Here is a 21,403-nt window from a genome sequence, read left to right as displayed (position 1 = left end):
CCGCCGGAGGTGCGCTGCCCTCCGCGCTGCGCTCCGCACTAGGGTGCCCCGCCGGTGTCCTGGCGCCCGTCCCACCGGGCCCGCCGCATGTCCAGCCGCGGTATGTGGTCTTCGGCACCCGGCCGGGCCTCGCGCAGGGGCGTGCCCTCGTCGCGGTAGTGCGCCAGCGCGCGCAGTTCGCTGCCGGGCAGCAGCCGGCCGTCCGCGCGCACCACCCGCCACCAGGGCACGGCGCCGCCGTAGAGCGCCATCGCCCGCCCCACCTGCCGCGGGCCGCCGCCCGTCGCCGGAAGCCCTTCGGGCTGTTCCTCCCCTTCGAGCCACTCCGCGACATCGCCGTACGTCATCACCCGGCCCGCCGGGATCAGCTCGGCGACGGCGAGGACCCGCTCCGCGTACTCGGGGTACTCGGGCGGTTCACCTGCCGCCGTATCTCCGGTCCCACTCATTCGGTCCATCCTGCCGTACGGCACCGACAATGGGATCGGACACACGGTCCTGCACCACCAGGGAGGTCGGCGGCAAGGCGCCGTCAGCCGTGGTGCGGGGGCGGTCGTTCCGCTTCCCGTACCCCCGAAATGCACCCTGATGCCCCCCTCCACCGGTCGGCCGTGCCACCATCTTCCGGACGGTGACTGGTGATACGAGATCAAGAAGAGACGGCCGAGCAGCAGGGCGCAGCGCCTCCACGGGAGGCGGGCGCTCCTGACGCGCTGACCGTCGACGCCGCCGACGCCGCGCCTTACCCGGCCGCGCCGACCGAGCGACCGGAGCGGCAGCACGTGGCGCAACAGGGGAAGCACCAACGGGAGTCGGCCACGGCTTCCGCTACCGAAAAGGCGAGCACGATCGAGAAGGCCGAACGACCCGGGGCGTCCGAGAGGCCGAATGGGCCCGAGGAGCCCGAACCACCCAAGGGGCACGAGGAGGAGCGGGACGACACGCAGCAGACCGAGCAGCGGCAGGACGAGCGGGTCGAGCACGACAAGGGCGAGGAGCCGGCGTCCGGCGCGGCGCGGGGCAAGGCCCGGACGGGCTCGCACCGTGCCGACCTCAGCGCCGACGAGCACGGCGAGTTCCATGTCGACCGGGTCTCCGGCGACGAGCCGCTGCTGCCCGCCCGGGTGCACCGGCCCGCCGACCTGCTGCGGCTGCTGCTCGGCATGGCCGCGATCGCGCTCGTCCTCGGGCTCGCCACGTTCGCGCACGGCACCACCCAGGGTCTGGCGAGGGACATCGGCACCGGCGCGAAGGCGGCGCCCCCGCTGCTGATCAATCTGGCGGGGCTGGCCTCCAGCGTCCTGGTGCTGATCGTGCCGGTGGCGTTCGCCGTCGAGCGGCTGATCAAGCGGGACGGGCTGCGGATCGCGGACGGTGTGCTGGCCGCGGTGCTCGCCCACGGGGTGTCACTGGCGACCGACCTGTGGGTGGCCGAGGCCGCGCCCGCCTCCATCCGGGTCGCGCTGACCCAGCCGTTGGCGAACGGTTCCCTCTCCGCGCCGGTGCACAGCTATCTGGCGCCGGTGATCGCCTATATGACGGCGGTGGGGATGTCCCGGCGACCCCGCTGGCGGGTCGCGATGTGGTTCGTGGTGCTGCTGGACGTCGTCGCGGTGCTGGTCGGGCGGTACACCACACCGTTCGCGATCATCACGACGGTGCTGATCGGCTGGACCGTCGCCTACGGGACCCTCTACGCCGTCGGCTCCCCCAATGTCCGCCCCACCGGCCAGAACCTCCTCGCGGGGCTGCGCCGGGTCGGCTTCCACCCGGTCAGCGCGATGCGCGCGGAGGACGCCACCAACTCCGAGCAGGCCGACCGCGGCCGCCGCTACCTCGTCACGCTGGAGGACGGCCCGCCGATCGATGTCACCGTCGTCGACCGTGAGCAGCAGGCGCAGGGCTTCTTCTACCGGGTGTGGCGGCGGCTGTCGCTGCGCGGCATCAATCAGCGCCGCAGCCTGCTGTCGCTGCGCCAGGCGCTGGAGCAGGAGGCGCTGCTGGCGTATGCGGCCATCGCGGCCGGCGCCAACGCGCCCAAGCTGATCGCCACCTCCGAGCTCGGCCCGGACGCGGTGATGCTGGTCTACGAGCACATCGGCGGCCGCAGCTTCGACTCGCTGGCCGACGAGGAGATCACCGACGCGCTGATGCACAGCGCGTGGCGGCAGGTCGCGGCGCTGCAGTCGCGGCGGATCGCGCACCGGCGGCTGGTGGGTGAAGCACTGCTGGTGGATCGTTCCGGCAACATCGTCCTGACCGAGCTGCGCGGCGGTGAGATCGCGGCCGGCGATCTCGTTCTGCGGATGGACATCGCCCAGCTGCTGACCACCTGCGGGCTGCGGGTGGGCGCCGAGCGCGCGGTGGCCGCGGCCGTCGAGGTGCTCGGCCCGGACGCGGTCGCCGACAGCCTCCCGCTGCTGCAGCCGATCGCGCTCAGCCGCAGCACCCGTGCGACGCTGCGCCATCTGGCGCGCGAGCGTTCCAAGCGGGAGCGGGAGGCGGTGCTGGCCGCCTCACAGGCCGCCAAGGAGGCGCGCGAGGCGCGTGAAGCGGCGGGCCCGAAGGACCGCAAGACGATGCGGGCCGAGCGGCACGCGGAGAAGAACGCCGAGAAGCGGGCCCTGGACGAGGCGTCGGAGGAGGCCCGCGAGGAGGATCTGCTCGCCCAGATCCGCCGGCAGGTGCTGTTGATCCGGCCGACGGCGGTGATCGAACCGGCGAAGCTGGAGCGGCTCAGCCCGCGCATCCTGATCAGCTGGATCGCCGGAGCGTTCGCCGCGTATCTGCTGCTGTCGCAGCTGACGCACTTCAACCTCGACGATGTGTTCAGCAAGGCCCAGTGGGTGTGGGTGCTGGTGGCGATGTTCTTCTCGGCGCTGACGTACATCGCGGCGGCGATGAGCCTGCTGGGATTCGTCACCGAGAAGGTGGCCTTCGTCAAAACCGTCATCGCCCAGATCGCGGGCAACTTCGTGAAGCTGGTGGCGCCCGCGGCGATCGGCGGGGTGGCGCTCAACACCCGCTTCCTGCAGCGCGCCGGCGTCCGGCCCGGCCTTGCGGTGGCGAGTGTCGGCGCGTCCCAGCTGTTCAGTCTGGGCAGCCACATCCTGCTGTTGCTGACCTTCGGCTATCTGACCGGCATGCAGAGCAGACAGGACCAGTTGTCGCCGTCCCGTACGGTCATCGCCGGACTGCTGACGGTGGCGGTGCTGGTGCTGGTGGTGACGGCGGTGCCGGTGCTGCGGAAGTTCGTGGTGACGCGGCTGCGGTCGCTGTTTGCCGGTGTGGTGCCGCGGATGCTGGACATCCTGCAGCGGCCCCGGAAGCTGGTCACCGGGATCGGCGGGATGCTGCTGCTGACCGCGGCGAACGTGATGTGCCTGGACGCCTCGATCCGCGCGTTCGGCGGCGGTGAGCAGCTCAGTTACGCGAGCATCGCGGTGGCCTTCCTCGCCGGCAACGCGCTGGGGTCGGCGGCGCCGACGCCGGGCGGTGTGGGCGCGGTCGAGGGCGCGCTGCTCACCGCGCTGACGTTCGCCGGGCTCGCCGGCGACATCGCCTTCCCCGCGGTGCTGCTGTTCCGCCTGATGACGTTCTGGCTGCCGGTGCTGCCGGGCTGGCTGGCCTTCACGCACCTGACGCGCAAGGGCGAGATCTGAGCGGCGGCCCCGACCCGGCCGTCAGCAGCCGCAAATTTGGCGAGACGCAAAGGGCGCCGGTCCGCAGTGCGGACCGGCGCCCTACGCGTGGACGCTGCGATCAGTAGACCGGCTTCTCCGGCTCGACGGTGTTGACCCAGCCGATGACGCCGCCGCCGACATGCACGGCGTCGGCGAAGCCCGCGGACTTCAGTACGGCCAGTACCTCGGCCGAGCGGACGCCCGTCTTGCAGTGCAGGACGATCTTCCTGTCCTGCGGGAGGTCCTGGAGGGCAGCGCCCATCAGGAACTCGTTCTTGGGGATCAGCTTGGCGCCGGGGATCGAGACGATCTCGAACTCGTTGGGCTCGCGGACGTCGATGATCTCGATCTTCTCGTCGGCGTCGATCCACTCCTTGAGCTGCTTGGGAGTGATCGTCGAGCCGGCCGCCGCCTCCTGGGCCTCCTCGGACACGACGCCGCAGAAGGCCTCGTAGTCGATGAGCTCGGTGACGGTCGGGTTCTCGCCGCAGACCGCGCAGTTCGGGTCCTTGCGGACCTTGACCTGACGGTAGGTCATCTCCAGCGCGTCGTAGATCATCAGGCGGCCGACCAGCGGGTCACCGATGCCGGCGAGCAGCTTGATGGCCTCGTTGACCTGGATGGAGCCGATGGAGGCGCACAGCACACCGAGGACGCCGCCCTCGGCGCAGGAGGGCACCATGCCCGGCGGCGGGGGCTCCGGGTACAGGCAGCGGTAGCAGGGGCCGTGCTCGGACCAGAAGACGGAGGCCTGGCCGTCGAAGCGGTAGATCGAACCCCAGACGTACGGCTTGTTCAGCAGTACGCAGGCGTCGTTGACCAGGTAGCGGGTGGCGAAGTTGTCCGTGCCGTCCACGATCAGGTCGTACTGGGAGAAGAGCTCCATGACGTTCGTGGAGTCGAGGCGCTCTTCGTGCAGGTTGACCGTGACGTACGGGTTGATGCCCAGCACCGTGTCCTTGGCGGACGCGGCCTTGGAGCGACCGATGTCCGCCTGGCTGTGGATGATCTGGCGCTGCAGATTCGACTCGTCGACCTCGTCGAACTCCACGATGCCGAGCGTGCCGACGCCGGCCGCGGCCAGGTACATCAGCGCGGGCGAGCCCAGGCCGCCGGCGCCGACACACAGCACCTTGGCGTTCTTCAGCCGCTTCTGCCCGTCCATCCCGACATCGGGAATGATCAGGTGGCGGGAGTACCTGCGGACCTCGTCGACGGTGAGCTCCGAAGCGGGCTCGACCAGGGGTGGCAGCGACACGGATGACCTCAACAAGGGGGTTGGTCGGTATCTCAGGACTAATTGTCTTCCCGTAACACTGCCACGCCCTTCTTCATTCCGAGACACCTGGTCCGATGCGCGAGACGAAATCGTCCCAGTAGCCGGGCAGCGACTCCCAGGCGTCTCCGCCGGCACCTGCCGCCCCGGCGGCCCGGCGGTCGGTGAGGGAGCCGTCGGTCTTGTACCACTCCCGGTAGCGGTGCGCGTCGGGGATCAGCTCGTGGAAGGGGCCCGCGCCCTGGCCCATGTCCAGGTGTCCCAGCAATCGGACACCCGTCTCACGAGGCCGTGCGGTGGTCAGATACGACATGCGGCCTCCATCCAGATGTCGGCGAGGGATTCCTCCAGGACGATCCGGGGGCGCCAGCCGAGCCGGTCGCGGGCGGTGCGCACATCGGCCTGCTGCCAGGTGCCGCAGCCGTCCGGGTAGGGGTAGGTGGCGGGCGGCGAGCCGACCGGGTGCTCGGTGGACGGGCCGGGGATGACCAGGCGGGCCGGCGGGGAGTCGAGTTCGTGGAGCGCGCCGCCGAAGCCGGCGACCCGGGCGAGCACGGACGCGGCCTCGCGCAGCCGTACGGCGCGGCCCGTCCCGATGTTGACGACGCCCTGTGCGGCGGACAGCGAGGCCGCGTGCACGGCGCGCGCGACATCGCGGACATCGACGAAGTCGCGTTGCACCCCGAGCCCGCCGAGCTTGAGTTCGCTGTCGCCGGACTGCATGGCGCGGCGCATCGCCTCGGCGAGCCGGCCGAGCGGCGATCCGGCCGGGGTGCCGGGGCCGACCGGTGAGAAGATCCGCAGCACGACGGCGTCGAGCCCGGAGCCGAGGACGAGCTCGGTGGCGGCGAGTTTGCTCACGCCGTACGGGCCACCGGGGCGCGGCACCGCGTCCTCGGCGGTGGAGGAGCCGGGCTGGGAGGGCCCGTACTCGGAGGCGCAGCCGAGGTGGACGAGCCGGGCGCCGCAGCCGCTGCGCCGCAGCGATTCGCAGATGGTGGCGACCGCGACGGTGTTGTGCCGGGTCAGGTCGCGGGCGCCGCCGCGGGTGGCGCCGGCACAGTTGACGACCACGCCGGGGTGTACCGCGTCGAGGAAGCGGGTGAGCGCGCCGGGGCTGCCGGTGGCCAGGTCGAAGCGGACGTCGGCGTCATCGCCCCGCCCGAGGGCGGTGAGCTGGACGGCGGGGTCGGCGAGCAGGCGGTCGGCGACGTAGCGGCCGAGGTAGCCGTTGGCGCCGATGAGCAGCACCCTCATCGTGCGACCCCCCGGTCCGCGTGGCGTGTGGTCGGCTGGACGTTCATGTGTCGCGCTCCTAAGGCGGATGGTGGGAAGTACGTCGGCTTCGGCCGCGAGGCCGGGGGCGGGGGCCACGTGGGGGGTGTGGTCCGCGGCGACGTGGTCAACGGGGTCGAAGGGGCCGTTTCGGGGTGCCTCTTCGGGGGTGGTGCGTGGTGGGGGTGCCCGTGTGGGGGTGGGGGACGGTCCGGGCCGGGAAGTGTCCGGTGGGTCACGGCCGGTGCGCCTCCGCCGGTTCGCAGGGTGAGTGCGCGCAGGCGCCGGTGAGCGCCCGCAGGCCGTGGACGAGCAGGCCGAGGGCGGCGGCGCTGCAGGCCACGGCGGGTACGGCGGCCGGTCCCGCGGCGGTGGTCAGGGTCTCGACCGGCATGTCGAGCGGGGGCAGGCCGGGGAGCCGGGCGATCAGTACGAGGGACAGGGCCAGGGCTTCGAGGGCGGCGGCCGAGGCCAGTCCCGCGGCGGCGGCCTCGGGGAAGCCGTGTACGGCGAGCAGCCGGGCGAGGAAGAGCAGCACACCGAGCGCGGCCGCCGCCGCCACCGCCACCGCGCCGTCGCTCCCGAGGACGGCTCCCGCGCCGAGGAGGAGCGCCACCAGCGCGCCGAGGAAGAGCAGGGTGGCGGTGAGCAGCAACGGGCGGGTGCGGGCGGCGAGTTCCCCGAGGCCGCGGCTGGCGGCCAGGCCGCGCCGCCCGCGGACCGCGAACCAGCGGGCGCAGCCGGCCGCGGGGGCGAGGGCGCAGGCCAGCGCCACGGCGGTGGCGACGGCGGGCCGGGGGGCGGCGGCCGGCAGATCGGGGCCGCCGGTCAGCAGTTGCCCCAGCAGCCAGTCGCCGTACACCGCGTACCCGGCCGTCCAGCAGATCCACAGGGCCGCGGCCCGCGATCGGGGCTCGTGGTGGCGCAGTCGCAGCGGTCCGGAGCGTACGGCCAGCCGCACGGCGAGGGCGAGGAGGACGACGCCCGCGATGCCCACCGCCTTACGGGCCGGTGGGGTTGCCTCGCCGGACGAGGCGAGGGCGGCGACGGTCGCGAGGCAGACCGCGCCGGGCAGCAGTTGCAGCGCCCCGCGCACGCTCCGGGACCGGCCGGCGGGGGCGGGCGGGCGCCCGGGCGAGGGTGTGGAGGCGGACTCGGCCGTGGCCGCGGGTGCGGCGTCCGGCTCGGCGCGCGGCACCCGGGCGTAGAGCTCCTCGGCGAGCGAGAAGACATCGCGGTGCCGGAAGCGCGCGGCCGTGCGGTCGGTGACGCCGTATGCCTCCAGGCCGGCGGCGATCTCCAGCGCGTCGACGGCGTGTGCGCACAGGTTCTGGTGATGGTGCATCAGGGCGCGTACGGGGTCGGCGGGGCCGCGTCGTGCGGGGCGGGCGGTGGCGTCCTTGCGCTGCGCCGGGGCCTGGGCGGCGACGCCGTCGGGTGTGGTCATGATCCGTTCTCCCCCCGCCGGGCCGGTGTGCGGACGCCCTGGTCGGGGCGGGGGTGCGGGGTGTGCGCCCGGGACGGGTGGCCGGGGCGGCCGCGGCCTTCCGGCGTCGTGCGTTCGCCGGCGTATGACGGGGCCGCGGGGCGGGCGCCGCGCCGGCGGCCGTCCCGGATGCCGCCGTGCGCCACATCAGCCATGCCTGTGACCAGGGCCACGCCCACCACACCCATCGCACACATCACGTCCACCACAGCCGTCACCATTGCCATCTCCCTCACGCTGACCACGCCTGCCTCATCGCCGTCTCGTCCCGGTCCCGCCGGCCGTCCCGCCGCTCGGACACCGGCCGCTCCCCCGGTCCCCCGCGGGCACCGGCCGTGACCGGCACCGCGGCCGGCCGCTCCGCCTCCGGCATCGCCCAGCTCGGCGTACGGTCGGCCGGTGCGGCGGTGCGGGTGGCGGCGCCGGTCGTGGCCCAGTGGCCCGGGACATGGGATTCGGCGGGGTGGGCGAAGGGCTGCGGTACGCCGTGTGCGTCCCGCGCGCGGGAGTCGGCCGGGTGGGCCGGGGCGTGCGAGATCAGCTCCAGGTAGATGCCACGAAATGCCGTGACGTTCTGCTCGACGGTGAACAGTTCGAGCGCCCGTGCCCGGGCCGCCGCGCCGAGCCGGGCCCTGCGGTCCGGGTCGCCGAGCAGCGCGCAGCAGGCCGCGGCGAGGGCGCGGGGGTTGCGCGGCGGGACGACCAGGCCGGTGCCGCCGATGACTTCGCAGACCGCGCCGGCGTCGGTCGACACCGTGGCACGGCCGCAGAACATCGCCTCCACCAGGGAGCGCGGAAAGCCCTCGGTGACGCTGGAGAGCACGACCACGGCGCCGGAGGCGTAGGCGTCCTCCAGGGCCGGCACGTCGGGGCTGCCGATCTCCTCGAAGCTGACCGGGTTCTCGCCGATGGTGTGGGCGTCGGCCGCCTCGTCGGGGAAGAACTGGGCGGCCAGCGCCCGGCAGTGCGCGAGATATCCGGGCGCCTGCGGGTCGGGCCCGGGTCCGCCGATGATGCGCAGGGTGGCTTCCGGTTCGTGCCTGCGGATCTCGGCGAAGGCGTGCAGCAACGCGACGAGGTCCTTGGCGGGCTCGACGGTACCGACCCACACCAGGGTCTTGGAGTCGTCGGCCGGGGCGTCCGCGACGGTGGCGAAGGGGGCGGCGTCCATGCCCGGGTAGACCGTACGCAGTCGGGCGCGGTCGGCGCCGCAGCGCTCCTGCCAGCGCCGGACGTGGGTGTTGCCGGGGGTGATCAGGGCGGCCTGGGCGTAGGTCTCGGCGGCCAGTGCGCCCTGGAAGGCGGCGAGCAGTGCGCGCACGGGCGCGCTCAGCGGTGCCGCGGCGCGGGCGAGATAGTGCTCGCGCAGCCGCACGCCGCACTCGGTGACCAGGAGCGGGGTGCCGAAGAAGCGCTTGGCCAGCAGCCCGGGGAGGGCGGCCGCCCCGCCGGAGGTGGCGTGGCAGAGGTCCACACCGCCGAGTCCGGGGGTGTACCGGTCGCCGAACCAGTCCAGCGAGAGGGGGCGCAGCGCGAGTTCGAGCTGCGCGGCGACCGCGAGCAGGTCGTTGAGCTGTGCGCCGTGGGCGGCGGGCAGCGCGCGGGGGCCGTGGCAGGCGCCTTCGAGGATGCGTACGGCCGCTTCGGAGTGCAGCAGTGCGGGCAGTCCGCCGCGCTCGCGGGCGAGTTCGGCGAGCCCGTAGAGACCGGTGGCGAAACGGTCCGCCTTCCTGGTCGCAGAGTTTCCGGGGGCGTCGTCCGGGCCGTCCGGCAGATCCCCGGCCGGCGCCTGCGCCGCTCCGGGAGGCGCCGTGGTGAAGGCTGTCACGAGGTCGGCGAAGTGTGTGGCGAAGCGGCGGCGTTCGCGCCGTCCGGGGGCGCGGCCCCTGCGGTCGCCGGCGGTCCGGTGGTGTTCGGCGGGGAAGTCGCCCCACAGGGGTGCGCTGCGCACCAGCCGTACATGATCCGGAAGTTCGAGCCAGCGGCCGGCTTCCTGTTGGGCGTCGGTGGTCAGGGCGTAGAGCTCGAAGTCATGGCCGGTGAGCCCGCGCACAAGCCGGTCGCACCACACATGCGACTCACCGGACGCATACGGATAGCCACCCTCGGTGAGTAGTCCAATGCGCATGAGTGCACCCCCGTCCTCCCATATCGGCGTCCCTGGTGCGACGGCGGCACGGCCGTCACTTGCAGGAAGAAGCTATGCAAAAGGGCCGGTGGCGCGATGGACGGTTGTCCATCGCGCCACCGGAAGGGGTGAAAGCACGTAACTTTCCGCCCCTAAGGGCGTTTCGACGCGCTATGTGTTCGCTACGCCACAGTCCGTAGTGCCCTGCGGTCGGCGGCGACCTGCGGATCGAGCACCGGGACGGCCGCCAGGAGCCCCTGGGTGTAGGGGTGTTGCGGATGGTCGTAGACGGTGTCGACCGGCCCCTCCTCCACGATCCGGCCGGCGCGCATCACCGCGACCCGGTCACTGACCGCCCGTACGACCGCCAGATCGTGGGCGATGAAGACCAGCGAGAGGCCCAGCTCCCGGCGGAGTTCGCCGAGCAGTTCCATCACCTGGGCCTGGGTGGTGACGTCCAGCGCGGAGACCGGTTCGTCGCAGACCAGCAGCCGGGGCGAGGGGGCGAGCGCCCGGGCGATGCCGACGCGCTGGCGCTGACCGCCGCTGAACTCGTGCGGATAGCGGTGGTACCACGCCGGGTCGAGCCCGACCCGCTCCAGCAGCTCACGTACGCGCCGGACGATCGCGGCGTCGCCCAGTTCGCCGGCGGCGCGCAGCGGGTCGGCGACCGACTCACCGATGGTGCGGCGCGGGTTGAGAGAGGACGCCGGGTCCTGGAAGACCATCTGCAACTCGCTTCGCAGCGGGCGCAGTTGGCGTTCGCCCAGGGAGCCGATCTCGCGGCCCCGGTAGCGCAGCGTCCCGGCGGTGGGGTCCAGGAGGCGGACCAGCATCCGGCCGAGGGTGGTCTTGCCGCTGCCGGACTCGCCTACCAGGCCGAGGGTTTCGCCGGCCCGTACGGTCAGCGAGACCTCCTCCACGGCGGTGGTACGGGCCGCGCGCCGGCCGAACTCGCGGCGCAGGCCGGTCGCTTCGACGAGCGGCTCGCCGGGCGCGGGGGCCGCAAAAGGCGCCGGGCGGACGGCCTTGCGGGGTGCCGGTATCGCGGGCCGCTCCCGTACCGCGTCCACCCGGGGCACCACCGCCAGCAGCTCCTTGGTGTACGGCGCGGCCGGCGCGCTCAGCACCTCGCCGACGGGGCCGTGTTCGACGGCCCGGCCGGCGCGCATCACCAGCACCTCGTCCACGCTGCCCGCGACGACCCCGAGGTCGTGGGTGACCAGGACCAGGCCCATTCCGGTCTCGGTCCGCAGCTCGTGCAGCAGATCGAGGATCTGGGCCTGGACCGTGACGTCCAGGGCGGTGGTCGGCTCATCGGCGATCATCAGCCGGGGTTCGCAGGCCAGCGCCATCGCGATCAGGGCGCGCTGCCGCATCCCACCGCTGAATTCATGCGGCCGGGAGCGGGCGCGGCGGGCCGCGTCCGCGATCCCGACCCGGTCCAGCGCTTCGACGGCGCGGGCGCGGGCGGTGCGCCACGAGGCGTCCGGCCGGTGCACCCGGTGGACCTCGGCGATCTGGTCGCCGATGGCGTAGTAGGGGTCCAACGAGGACAGCGGGTCCTGGAAGATCATCGCGGCGGTTCCGCCGCGCAGCCGGCGCAGCTCCGCTTCCGGGGCGGCGAGCACGTCCAGTCCGTCGACCCGGACCGTGCCCCCGACCCGTGCGCCGGTGCCCCGGTGCAGGTCGAGCAGCGCGGCGGCGACGGTGGACTTGCCCGAGCCGGACTCCCCCACGATGCCCAGCGCGCGGCCGGGCGCGAGGGTGAAGGAGAGTCCGTCGACGGCGCGTACGGCGTCCTCGGGGCGGGCGCCTTCTCCGGCCGGGAAGGTGATCGCGAGGTCGGTGACCTCGACCAGTGGCGCGGTCATGTGAGGGTCACCCTTCGGTCGGCGAGCGCGTAGAGGACATCGGCGACGGCGCCTGCGAGGACCACGGCCGCGCCGATGCCCAGCACCGCGCCGACGACCACCGGCAGGTCCACGCTCCGTACGGAGTGGACCAGCAGCTGGCCGATGCCGGGCAGGCCGAACAGCGTCTCGGTGAGCATCGCGCCGCCGAACATCGTGCCGAGATCGATGGCGTTGAGCGCGATGACCGGCGGCAGCGCGCCGCGCAGGGCGTGCCGGCCGATGACCGCCCGCTCGCGTACGCCGTACGCCCGGAAGGTGCGGATATGGTCCTCGGCCAGCGTCTCCAGGGTGGCCGAGCGGGTCAGCCGGGCATATTTGGCGGACTCCAGCAGGGCCAGCGCCGTCCAGGGCAGCAGCAGATTCCAGGCCCACTGCTCGGGGTCCTCGGTCAGCGGCACATAGGTGGGGAACGGCAGCCACTGGAGGTATGCGCAGAAGATCATCAGCAGCAGCAGGCCGGTGATGAAGACCGGGGTGGCGGTGCCGGTGAGGGTGAGCACGGTCAGCACGCGTTCGGTCGTCCCGCCGCGGCGCAGCGCGGACAGCAGCCCGGTGCCGACGCCCAGCAGCAGCCACAGCACCATGGCGCCGAGCGCGAGCGAGGCGGTGACCGGCAGCCGGGCGGAGAGCAGCTCGGTGACCGGCTGGTCGTTCTGGTAGGAGAGGCCGAAGCAGGGTGCGTGGCAGTGCAGTACGCCGGTTCCGGTGGAGTAGTCGCGACCGCTGACGATGCCTTGGAGGAAGTGCAGATACTGCGTCAACAGGGGCTCGTTCAGACCGAGTTGGTCCTGTACCTGGCGGATCTGTTCGGCGTTGCAGCGCGGTCCGCAGGCGAGCCTTGCGGGGTCGCCGGGTGCGACGTAGAAGAGCAGATGGACCAGGACGGACAGCAGGAAGAGGACGATCAGCGCGCCGCCCAGTCTGCGCAGGGCATAGCCGGTCATGCGGCGGCACCTTTCGTCGTCGCCCGCTCGGCGTCCCGTGAGCCGCCTCGGGTGCCGACCCGCAGACGGGAGCGCTCGCGCGGATCGAGTGCGGTGCGCAGGGCGTCGCCCAGCACGGTGAAGGCCAGCACGGTCACGAACAGGCAGGCCGCGGGCAGCAGGACGTAGGTCGGGTCGGCGCGGAACCAGGTGGTGGCCGTGGACAGCATCTGGCCCCATGACGAGGTGGGCGGCCGGACGCCGATGCCCAGGAAGGACAGCGAGGCCTCGACCACCATGTTCATCGGGACCAGGATCGCCGCGTAGGTGATCACCGGCGCGGCCAGCGCGGGCAGCAGCTCACGCCGTGCCACCCGCCAGGGCCGCGAGCCGCCGAGCCGGGCCGCCGCCACGTAGTCGAGCTTCTTGAGCGACAGCGTCTGGGCCCGCACGATGCGTGCGGTGCCGCCCCAGTTGAGCAGGCCGACGACGATGATCAGCAGCAACGGGCGGGGGAAGTCGGCCGGTACGACGGCGGTCAGCGCGACGCCGAAGACCAGCATCGGCAGCGCCACCATCACATCGGTGAAGCGGGACAGCACGGTGTCGACGAACCGGCTGCCGAAGCCGGCCGCCAGGCCGATCGTGACGCCGATCAGTACCTGGACGACGGTGGCGCCGAGGGCGACCAGCAGCGAGATCCGGGCGCCGTACAGCAGCCGGGCGAACAGGTCCCGGCCGGTGCCCGGTTCGACGCCGAGCCAGTGCTCGGCGCCGATCCCGCCGTACGGGCCGAGGGGCACCCCGCCGCGGGCCGAGTCGATGAGACTGTCGTGGTAGGTGGTGGGGTCCTGGCCCTCCAGTGCCGACAGCAGCGGCGCGCCGAGGGCGAAGAGGGCGAGGACCGCGAGTACGGCGGCGGCCACGACGGCCGACGGACGGGCGCGCAGCCGCCGCCATACTCCGGTTTCCTGAAGGTCACTCATGTGGTGCTGCCGGCTCTACTTGACCGCGACCTGCGAGGGGTCGAGCACGCCGTCCCAGTCGCTGATCACGATGTTCTTGACGTCCTTGCCGAAGAGCCGCTTGTAGACGGGGTGGAACAGCGGTACGGACAGCGCCTTTTCGCCGATCTTCTTGTCCAGGGCACCCCATCGCCCGGCGGCCGCGGTCAGGTCGGTCAGCTTGTTGATCTCGTCGATCTCGTGGTTGACCGCCGGGTCGTCCAGCTGTGCGTGGTTGAAGTTGTAGGCGTCCTTGACGATCTGCCGGCCGTCGAAGATCGGCGCGAGGAACGGGCCGCCGGAGGGCCAGTCCGCGCCCCAGCCGCCGATGAACAGACCCGGCTCGTCCTTGATGCTGTGGACCTTGTCCTTGTAGTCGTTGTCCTCCAGGCCGGCCAGTTTGACGGTGATACCGGCCTTCTTCAGCGCTTCCTGAACGGCGGTGGCGACATCCGGGCTGGTCGCGAAGTTCTTGGCGGTGGAGTGGGTGAGGGTGATGCTCAGCCCGTTCTTGTAGCCGGCCTGCTTCAGCAGTTCCTTGGCCTTACCGGGATTTCCGGTCCTTCCGGCCGGGAAGGGGTCGGCGGGCGTGTAGCCGAAGGATTTCTGGTTCGGCAGGAAGGTGGTGGCGGGCTCGGCGAGCGAGGAGCCGCCGGCCGCGTTCACCACGCTCTGCCGGTTGACGGCGTAGGCGATGGCCTGGCGCACCTTCGGATTGTCGAAGGGCTTCACCTTCGGGTTGAAGGCGAGGTAATTGGTGTAGCCGAAGTGGCCGGTGCCGACCCGCTTCTGCAGTTCCTTGTCGTTGCCGATCTGGGCGAGTTCGGCGGGGCCGAGGTTGGTGTCGGTGGTGATCGCGGCGGCGTCGGCGCCCGAGCCGGTGGACAGCCGCTGGTTGATGACGGCGGAGTCCAGCCCCGACTTCACCTCGATGGTGTCGGGGTAGGCGTGCCGCTCCTTGTCGGTCTGCTCCGACCAGTTCTCATTGCGCGTGAGCACCACGTGCTCTCCGTCGCCGGTGTTCTTGACAACCTTGTACGGGCCCGAGGAGACCGGGTGTTCCTCGTACTTCGTTCCGTTGTCCTTCTTCCGCGGTACCGGCGCGAACTGGGTCTGCGTCGCCAGCAGCGGGAATTCCCCTTCGGGCTTCTTCAGATGGAAGACGAGGGTCTTGTCGTCCGGCGTCTCGATCGACTTCAGACCGTCCTTGGACTTGTCCTTGTACGGGCCTTCGTACGTGTCACCGCCGACCAGCCAGTCCCGCAGATAGGGCGCACCGCCCGAGAGTTCCGCGGCGAAGGACCGCTCGATGCCGTATTTGATATCGGCGCTGGTGATCGGTGAGCCGTCCTCGAACTTCAGGCCGTCCTTGAGGGTGTAGGTCCACACGGTGGCGTTCTTGCCGGGGCGCCCGGTGTCGGTGGCGAGGTCCGGTACGACCTTGGTGCCGGCCGCGCCGTTCTCGCGGTTGCGGGTGGTCAGCGTGCGGAAGACGAGTGTGGGCACCTTGCCGCCGCCGGAGGTGTACAGCCGCGCGGGGTCGAAGTCGGTCTGCGGGTCGGAGTTCAGGATCGTCAGCGTGCCGCCCTTCTTCGGCGCGTCCTCCGCGCCGCCGGCGGCGCTGCCGTCCTTGGGCCCGCAGGCGACGGCACCGCCGGCGAGTGCGACGCTCACCGCGGCGGCGGCCACCCGGCGTGCGATGACGGAGAGTTGACGGGAAGGGGCCGGCTCGGCCATGACGAGGGTGCCTTTCGCAGCAGGGTGTACCCGCAAAAGGCGGCAGGGGGGCGCGATGAGGCGCGAGGCCGCCCCTGCGGACACGTAAAAGAGGTGAATTACGCGGATACGCGGGGGGATGGCCCGGTTCGGAGCCCGGCTCGGCGCCGCGCGGGGAAATCCGCACGGGCGAGGCGGGCCTCTACGAAGCCGGGGAGGGCCTCAGCGACAGTCGATGTCGGCCACGGACTGCACGGACACGCCGAGCAGCGCCAGCTCTATGGCGGCGTGATCGGTGGCGTGGCGGTGCGGCATGCGCAGATCATGGAACGAACATTCGCCTTCTGGCAAGGTGTCTCGCGATAAGAGACGCCTTGTCTCACGCCTAGCTCTTACGCCTAGTTCTTACGCCGCCGTGCGCCCGGCGCCGGTCAGCTCACCGCTGGGTGGGAAACGGCCAGGAGTTGGGCCGGCAGGTCACACCGTCCGTGGTCAGGAACTTGGTCTGCTGCATCATGACCGGGGCGAGCGCGCCCTGCCGGGAGCAGGCCTCGTGGTTGTGCCCGAGCCGGTGGCCGACCTCGTGATTGATCAGCATCTGGCGGTAGGCGAGCATCTTGTCGGGGCCGTAGGTCTTCGCGCCCTGCGCCCACCGGTACGCATTGATCATGACGCGCTCGGTCGCCGCCGAGTCACAGGAGACATTGTCCTCGGTGATGTCCAGACTGGATTTGGCACACCACTTCGCGGTGGTCCCCGGGCTCGCCAGTGTGATCACGAAATCGGCGTCACCGGATCCCACACGCTGGAAGGTCCGCTGCCCGCCGTGCGCCCAACTCCGGTCGTCGTTGAGGGTCTTGTGCACCGCCTCGGCGAACAGCTTGCCGTCCAGCGACAGCCCGTCCTCGATGTCGACGCGGTAGCGCAGCACCTTGCCGTGCCCGGGCGCCTTGGCATCGCCGCCCACCGGCCGGAAGCGGCCGCTGGCCGTCAGATGCGGGTCCAGCGGGAAGACCTGTGTCATCTGCTCGTCGTAACTGGCGGGCTTGGCGTCCTGGGTGGGCCTGGCCTGCGACCTGGAGGCCGCGTCGCCGACCCCGTCGGTACGGTCGCTTCCGCTGCGCGGCTGCGGGTCGCCGCCGTCCTTGTGCTGGTCGGCGACCTGGCCCGCGATGACCACGGCGAGCACGGTGGTCACCGCGGCGGCCGCGGCGCCGGTGAACGTCCGGCCCTTGCCGCCCTTGGTGTCGCCGTGCCGCGACTGCTCCGCATCGGATCCGTCCGCCGGGTCGGCCGACTCCACGCCGTCCGCGCCGAGTTCGTCCCGCCGGTCCTGCGCGTCGAACTCGTCCCGGTCGAAGACCACCGACCGTCCGGTGAACCGGCCGCCGGGCGGCACGCCGTCGGCGGGAGGCCCGTACGGAGTGGCCGTCGGGCCCGCCGTACGGGGCGCACCGGCCCGGAACACATCGTCGTCCGGGTCGGCCGGGTCCTCGGAGGCGTTCCGGCCGCCCGGGAACAGCCCCGCGTCAAAGGCCTCCACATAGTCGCGCCGCGGCCCCGGTCCGCTGCCCGGTGTGGCGAGCGAGGACGTACCGAACATCTCCGCGCGCGGCCGGGGGATCCTCGACGCGCCCTGCCCGGGCGCCCTCGGGGACGCCGGCGCGCCGGGGAACGCGCCCCAACCGCCGCCCGGCTCATGCTGTTCGGGGTGACCGCCGCGCACCGCGGCGCCCTCGACCGGTTCGCGTCTGCGGCGACCCGGTCCCGGCTCGGGGGCCGGGCCGCCGGGCGGACCGGCCGTCCTTGAGGTGTCAGCTGTATCTGCTGCGACTTCCGGCCGGCCTCGGCGGCTATGGCGTCCCACGGCGCGTGTCAGCTCCTGCCCGCATCAGCGGTCACATCGGTCACTTCACTGTCGAGCAGCTCGCGGACGGCCCGCGCCACCGCTTCCGGGTACTCCATCATCGCCACGTGTCCCGCCTCCGGCAGTGTCAGCAGCCGCGCACCGCGGAACGCCGCGGCCGCCCGCCGCGCCATCCGGATGGAGACCAGGCGGTCGCGTCCACCGTAGACGAGAAGTGTGGGGGCGAGCACCCGCTCTGCCTGACGCCACAAATTGTGCTGTCCGCCGAGCGTGTACGCGTTCACCAGACCGCGCGCCGAGCGCTCCATCACGTCCCAGAAATAAGGGAGTTCGAGCCGCCGGGCGTATTCGTCGACCGCGGCGTTGAACCCTTCCGGGCTGACCCGGCCGGGATCGCCGTAGCAGAGCGCCAGCACCTCGCGGGTGCGGCGCTCGGGCGTCCAGTCCCGGGTGAGCCTGCCGAAGAGCGTGGTGATGCCGGGGACCGCGAGCAGCGCCGTGGGCACCGCCGTCAGCTGCGGCCGCAGCTCGGGCAGCGCCGGCGAGATCAGCGTCAGGGTGCGGACGAGGTCCGGGCGCGCCGCCGCCACCCGGGTCGTCACGGCACCGCCCAGGGAGTTGCCGATGAGATGTACGGGGCCGCGCCCGGCCGCGTCGAGGTAGCGGATGACCGCGCGGGCCTGCGCGGAGACGGAGTAGTTGCCGTCGTCCGGCGGCGGCGACTGCCCGAAGCCGGGCAGATCGATCGCCTCACCGTCCAGCCGGTCGGCGAGCAGCGGCATCAGGGCGGACCAGTTCTGCGAGGAGCCACCGAGGCCGTGCACGTACAGAGCGGGTGCGCGCTCCTGCCCGGCGTCGCCTCCGGTGCCGTCCGGTCCGCCGTCCCGCCCGGACGGTGCCCGTACATGGAGCGTCAGGCCCGGCAGGGTCACGGTGTGCACCGTCTCCGCCGCGCCGCGCCGGCCGGGGCCGGCCGGTGGCACCGGGAGGGCGGCGGTCGCGGTGTCCGGCGACTCGGTCGAAGACATGGGGTCGATGTTACGAGACGATCACGCCCCCGATTGTGTGTTCGCGGTCACACACCGCATCGCGCCACCGCGGCCACTCTCCTACGCTCGTAGGCAAGGGCAGCAGCCCCGGCCCCTGCTTTCATGCCAGGCACCAGCCGACAGAGCGAGCCCGCGAGAAAGGGAGCCACCATGCGCGTCGACCCGACAGACCCGGACACCTTCGAGGACGAGGACGACACCGCGCAGCTTGACGTCGAGGCGCCGGAAGCGGACGCCGCGGAGCAGTACACCGATCTCACGCCGCGCCGCGACGAGCCGCCGACCGATTCCGACCCGGACGCGGCCAACGAGGCAGATCGCGTCGAACAGGCCCGTGTCGTGGAGCTCAACGAAGACGAATACCGATGACCTGGGGCGTTATGTCGGATTGCCACAGCGGTGCCGGGCAGAAATTCTCGCCCTGGACCGCGCACAGCCTCGTTACCCAAAAGTACGATGGCGGGCGCGGTGCACCACCTTGTGCATGCCGCGTACGGAACAATTTCTGGGAGGCAGCGTGAGCGCCATCGAGCAGACCGAGGCGGCGCGCCCGCGGGGCACACGTCTGCCACGCCGCGCCCGGCGGAATCAGCTTCTGGGTGCGGCCCAGGAAGTTTTTGTCGCCCAGGGCTACCACGCGGCCGCGATGGACGACATCGCCGAGCGGGCGGGCGTCAGCAAGCCGGTGCTCTACCAACACTTCCCGGGCAAGCTGGATCTCTACCTGGCGCTGCTCGACCAGCACTGCGAGTCCCTGCTGCACTCGGTGCGCTCGGCGCTGGCGTCGACCACCGACAACAAGCAGCGGGTCGCGGCCACGATGGACGCCTACTTCGCCTACGTGGAGGACCCGGGCGGCGCCTTCCGCCTGGTCTTCGAGTCGGACCTCACCAATGAGCCGGCGGTCCGCGAGCGGGTGGACAAGGTCTCGCTGGAGTGCGCCGAGGCCATAAGCGCGGTGATCGCCGAGGACACCGGCCTGTCGGTGGACGAATCGATGCTGCTGGCGGTGGGTCTGGGCGGTGTCTCCCAGGTGGTGGCGCGCTACTGGCTCTCCTCCGGGAGCCAGGTTCCGCGGGACACCGCGGTGCAGCTGCTGACCTCGCTCACCTGGAAGGGCATCGCCGGCTTCCCGCTGCACGGGAGCGACACGCACTGACCGTGTTCGCTGCTGGCGTGCTCCATGGCGTCCTGCGGGTCCCCGTACCGGGCTAATGTGTGCTGGGTACAGCGCGGATGACCGCGCACCCTCCCCCAGCCAACGCAGGGGGACCCCAGACCGTCGGAGGGACAAAAGCCGTGGAGGTCAAGATCGGCGTGCAGCACGCGCCCCGCGAGATCGTTCTGGAGAGCGGGCAGTCTGCCGAAGAGGTCGAGAGCGCGGTGTCCGATGCGCTGGCCGGCAAGTCGGAGCTGCTGAAGCTGGTGGACGAACACGGCCGCAAGATCCTGGTCCCGGCGGACCGGCTTGCCTACGTGGAGCTCGGCGAGCCCGCCGGCCGCAAGGTCGGCTTCGGCGCGGCGCTCTGATCGACGGGGCGCCGGAGGCGGCGCCCCCAGGGACAGTGGCGGCGGCCCGGAGAGTTGTTCTCCGGGCCGCCGCTGTTCGTGTCCGTACCGCTGCGCTGATCAGGCAAGGGACCGGCGTCGGGAGGGTTGCTTCCGGTGCCCCTTGGGTACGACCGCCTACGACCGATTTGTTCGTCCGATCGGCCTTGTTGACGCGGGAGGGATTCAGCATGATCTGGGAAGCGCTCGGCGCCGTGCTCATCGGCTTCGCCATCGCCCTGTCCGCCACGCACTGGCTGCCCGACCGCTTCCCCGCGCGCACCCTCACGCTGGCGACGGGCCCGGTCGCGGCGCTGCTCGGCGCCCTGCTGACCCGCTCCATCCTCGGCCCCGGGCATCCCGTCCAGGTGATGGTCGCCGCGGTGGCCGTGGGCGCGGCCCTGCTGTCGGTCCTGGTGCGCCCGCCGCGCCACCGTCTTCGGCGGCCGACCACGCCACTGAAGGGGCACCGGACGGCCTGAGGCCCGTCTTTCAGGCCCGCACGCCGCCCGGCACGGCTCCTTCGGTACGTCAGGCCGCGAGACCCAGCGCCGCCATCCGCTTGGTGTGCGCCTCGGTGATCCGGGAGAACATCCGGCCGACCTCGGCCAGGTCGAAGCCGTCGGCCACCCCGCCCACCAGCATCGTGGAGAGCGAGTCGCGGTCCGCGACGACCCGCTGCGCCTGCGAGAGCGCCTCGCCCATCAGCCGCCGCGCCCACAGCGCCAGCCGCCCGCCGACCCGCGGCTCGGCCTCGATGGCCGCCCGCACCTTCTCGACGGCGAACGAGGCATGCCCGGTGTCGTCCAGCACCGCCAGCACCAGATCGCGGGTGTCGGAGTCCAGGCGGGCCGCGACCTCACGGTAGAAGTCACTGGCGATCGAGTCGCCGACATAGGCCTTGACCAGGCCCTCCAGCCAGTCCGAAGGCGCGGTCTGGCGGTGGAACTCGTCCAGTGCGGCGGCGAACGGCTCCATGGCCTCGTTCGGCTCCGCCTCGATCTGTGCGAGCCGCTCCCGCAGCCGCTCGAAGTGGTGGAACTCGGCCGAGGCCATCTTGGCCAGTTCGGCCTTGTCGTCCATCGTCGGCGCCAGCTTGGCGTCCTCCGCCAGGCGCTCGAAGGCGGACAGCTCGCCGTACGCGAGCGCGCCGAGCAGATCGATCACGGCGGCCCGGTAGTGCGGGTCGGCGGATGCCTGCGCCCAGTCCTGGGCGGCGATCCCGGTGTGTTCTTGCGCGTCAGCCGCGGCGTTGTCAGGCGTTCCCATGACCGGCACAATAGCCCGCTCGGCCGCCCGGGGAAGGTCCTGGTCAGCCACTTCCGTTCACCCGTACGAACGGCCGGCCGTCCCGGCGCTCCGGCACCGCGCCGGGACGTGACGTATTCCTCACTCATACAAGCCTTCGGATGGGTGCGCCATATCCGGGGTACAGTGGTATTGGACCTGCCGAGTATCGGTGGGTCGTTCCACGAAAGCGGATGCCCGGTCGGTGGCCCGATCGGCTCCAACCGACCGCCCTCCCCCGTGGC

General features: G+C 72.1%; 20 protein-coding genes. 5 read left to right on the top strand and 15 right to left on the bottom strand.

Annotated features, from left to right (window positions below; all coding sequences use genetic code 11):
* Positions 1 to 38: 38 nt before the first annotated feature.
* Positions 39 to 449 carry an MGMT family protein gene (locus KI385_RS29550; protein WP_238575172.1) on the bottom strand — a complete coding sequence of 137 codons (411 nt, stop codon included), beginning with the start codon at positions 447 to 449 and terminating at the stop codon, positions 39 to 41.
* 189 nt (positions 450 to 638) lie between these two features.
* On the opposite strand from KI385_RS29550, the gene KI385_RS29545 reads away from it, so the two are divergent.
* Positions 639 to 3,662, top strand: coding sequence for a lysylphosphatidylglycerol synthase transmembrane domain-containing protein (locus KI385_RS29545; RefSeq protein WP_238575171.1), 3,024 nt, complete (start codon positions 639 to 641; stop codon positions 3,660 to 3,662).
* 100 nt (positions 3,663 to 3,762) lie between these two features.
* Here KI385_RS29545 and moeZ read toward each other — a convergent pair whose 3' ends face one another.
* The 13 genes from moeZ to KI385_RS29485 form a co-directional block, all read right to left on the bottom strand.
* Entirely contained in the window at positions 3,763 to 4,941 is a 1,179-nt protein-coding gene (moeZ, locus tag KI385_RS29540; protein WP_238575170.1) for an adenylyltransferase/sulfurtransferase MoeZ, read from the bottom strand.
* A gap of 73 nt (positions 4,942 to 5,014) precedes the next feature.
* Complete coding sequence (locus KI385_RS29535) at positions 5,015 to 5,272, bottom strand: hypothetical protein (protein WP_425356973.1); 258 nt, start codon at positions 5,270 to 5,272, stop codon at positions 5,015 to 5,017.
* Positions 5,260 to 6,216 (bottom strand): NAD-dependent epimerase/dehydratase family protein, encoded by a 957-nt coding sequence (locus tag KI385_RS29530; protein ID WP_128511796.1) that lies wholly within the window; start codon positions 6,214 to 6,216, stop codon positions 5,260 to 5,262. The genes KI385_RS29535 and KI385_RS29530 overlap by 13 nt, the downstream gene beginning before the upstream one ends.
* A gap of 253 nt (positions 6,217 to 6,469) precedes the next feature.
* Positions 6,470 to 7,681 (bottom strand): hypothetical protein, encoded by a 1,212-nt coding sequence (locus tag KI385_RS29525; RefSeq protein WP_238575169.1) that lies wholly within the window; start codon positions 7,679 to 7,681, stop codon positions 6,470 to 6,472.
* On the bottom strand, positions 7,678 to 7,941 hold the full coding sequence (locus KI385_RS29520) for a hypothetical protein (protein ID WP_238575168.1): 264 nt from the start codon (positions 7,939 to 7,941) through the stop codon (positions 7,678 to 7,680). Before KI385_RS29520 ends, KI385_RS29525 begins: the two co-directional genes overlap by 4 nt.
* An 11-nt stretch (positions 7,942 to 7,952) precedes the next feature.
* Positions 7,953 to 9,848, bottom strand: a complete 1,896-nt coding sequence (locus tag KI385_RS29515; RefSeq protein ID WP_238575167.1) for a DUF3492 domain-containing protein — start codon at positions 9,846 to 9,848, stop codon at positions 7,953 to 7,955.
* A 182-nt stretch (positions 9,849 to 10,030) separates the two neighbouring features.
* Positions 10,031 to 11,722 carry a dipeptide ABC transporter ATP-binding protein gene (locus KI385_RS29510; protein WP_238575166.1) on the bottom strand — a complete coding sequence of 564 codons (1,692 nt, stop codon included), beginning with the start codon at positions 11,720 to 11,722 and terminating at the stop codon, positions 10,031 to 10,033.
* Entirely contained in the window at positions 11,719 to 12,708 is a 990-nt protein-coding gene (locus KI385_RS29505) for an ABC transporter permease (RefSeq protein ID WP_238575165.1), read from the bottom strand. Before KI385_RS29505 ends, KI385_RS29510 begins: the two co-directional genes overlap by 4 nt.
* Positions 12,705 to 13,673: an ABC transporter permease gene (locus tag KI385_RS29500; protein ID WP_238575164.1), complete on the bottom strand. Its 969-nt coding sequence runs from the start codon at positions 13,671 to 13,673 to the stop codon at positions 12,705 to 12,707. The genes KI385_RS29505 and KI385_RS29500 overlap by 4 nt, the downstream gene beginning before the upstream one ends.
* Before the next feature lie 15 nt (positions 13,674 to 13,688).
* Positions 13,689 to 15,428, bottom strand: coding sequence for an ABC transporter substrate-binding protein (locus KI385_RS29495; RefSeq protein WP_238575163.1), 1,740 nt, complete (start codon positions 15,426 to 15,428; stop codon positions 13,689 to 13,691).
* A 201-nt stretch (positions 15,429 to 15,629) separates the two neighbouring features.
* The gene (locus KI385_RS44255) at positions 15,630 to 15,722 is read right to left on the bottom strand and encodes an Ms4533A family Cys-rich leader peptide (protein ID WP_342354255.1); all 93 of its coding nucleotides are present in this window, start codon (positions 15,720 to 15,722) and stop codon (positions 15,630 to 15,632) included.
* Between the two features lie 121 nt (positions 15,723 to 15,843).
* Entirely contained in the window at positions 15,844 to 17,133 is a 1,290-nt protein-coding gene (locus KI385_RS29490) for a DUF3152 domain-containing protein (protein ID WP_425356972.1), read from the bottom strand.
* A 149-nt stretch (positions 17,134 to 17,282) separates the two neighbouring features.
* The gene (locus KI385_RS29485; protein ID WP_238575161.1) at positions 17,283 to 18,302 is read right to left on the bottom strand and encodes an alpha/beta fold hydrolase; all 1,020 of its coding nucleotides are present in this window, start codon (positions 18,300 to 18,302) and stop codon (positions 17,283 to 17,285) included.
* A gap of 171 nt (positions 18,303 to 18,473) precedes the next feature.
* Between KI385_RS29485 and KI385_RS29480 the strand changes: the two genes are divergently transcribed.
* The 4 genes from KI385_RS29480 to KI385_RS29465 all read left to right on the top strand — a co-directional run bounded on the left by KI385_RS29480 (position 18,474) and on the right by KI385_RS29465 (position 20,353).
* Positions 18,474 to 18,692 carry a hypothetical protein gene (locus tag KI385_RS29480; protein WP_128511669.1) on the top strand — a complete coding sequence of 73 codons (219 nt, stop codon included), beginning with the start codon at positions 18,474 to 18,476 and terminating at the stop codon, positions 18,690 to 18,692.
* 148 nt (positions 18,693 to 18,840) lie between these two features.
* A complete protein-coding gene (locus KI385_RS29475) occupies positions 18,841 to 19,482 on the top strand; it encodes a TetR/AcrR family transcriptional regulator (protein WP_238575160.1) in 642 nt (213 codons plus the stop codon).
* A gap of 140 nt (positions 19,483 to 19,622) precedes the next feature.
* Positions 19,623 to 19,853 carry a DUF3107 domain-containing protein gene (locus tag KI385_RS29470; protein ID WP_238575159.1) on the top strand — a complete coding sequence of 77 codons (231 nt, stop codon included), beginning with the start codon at positions 19,623 to 19,625 and terminating at the stop codon, positions 19,851 to 19,853.
* Between the two features lie 209 nt (positions 19,854 to 20,062).
* Complete coding sequence (locus KI385_RS29465; RefSeq protein WP_128511672.1) at positions 20,063 to 20,353, top strand: hypothetical protein; 291 nt, start codon at positions 20,063 to 20,065, stop codon at positions 20,351 to 20,353.
* A gap of 49 nt (positions 20,354 to 20,402) precedes the next feature.
* On the opposite strand, the gene KI385_RS29460 is transcribed toward KI385_RS29465, so the two are convergent.
* A complete protein-coding gene (locus KI385_RS29460; protein WP_128511673.1) occupies positions 20,403 to 21,140 on the bottom strand; it encodes a ferritin-like fold-containing protein in 738 nt (245 codons plus the stop codon).
* Positions 21,141 to 21,403 lie beyond the last annotated feature (263 nt).

The sequence above is a fragment of the Streptomyces inhibens genome, assembly GCF_022221585.1.
GTDB classification, from domain to species: domain Bacteria; phylum Actinomycetota; class Actinomycetes; order Streptomycetales; family Streptomycetaceae; genus Streptomyces; species Streptomyces inhibens.
The sequence above is the reverse complement of the archived record's forward strand: the minus strand, read 5'-3'. Positions and strand labels throughout refer to the sequence as shown.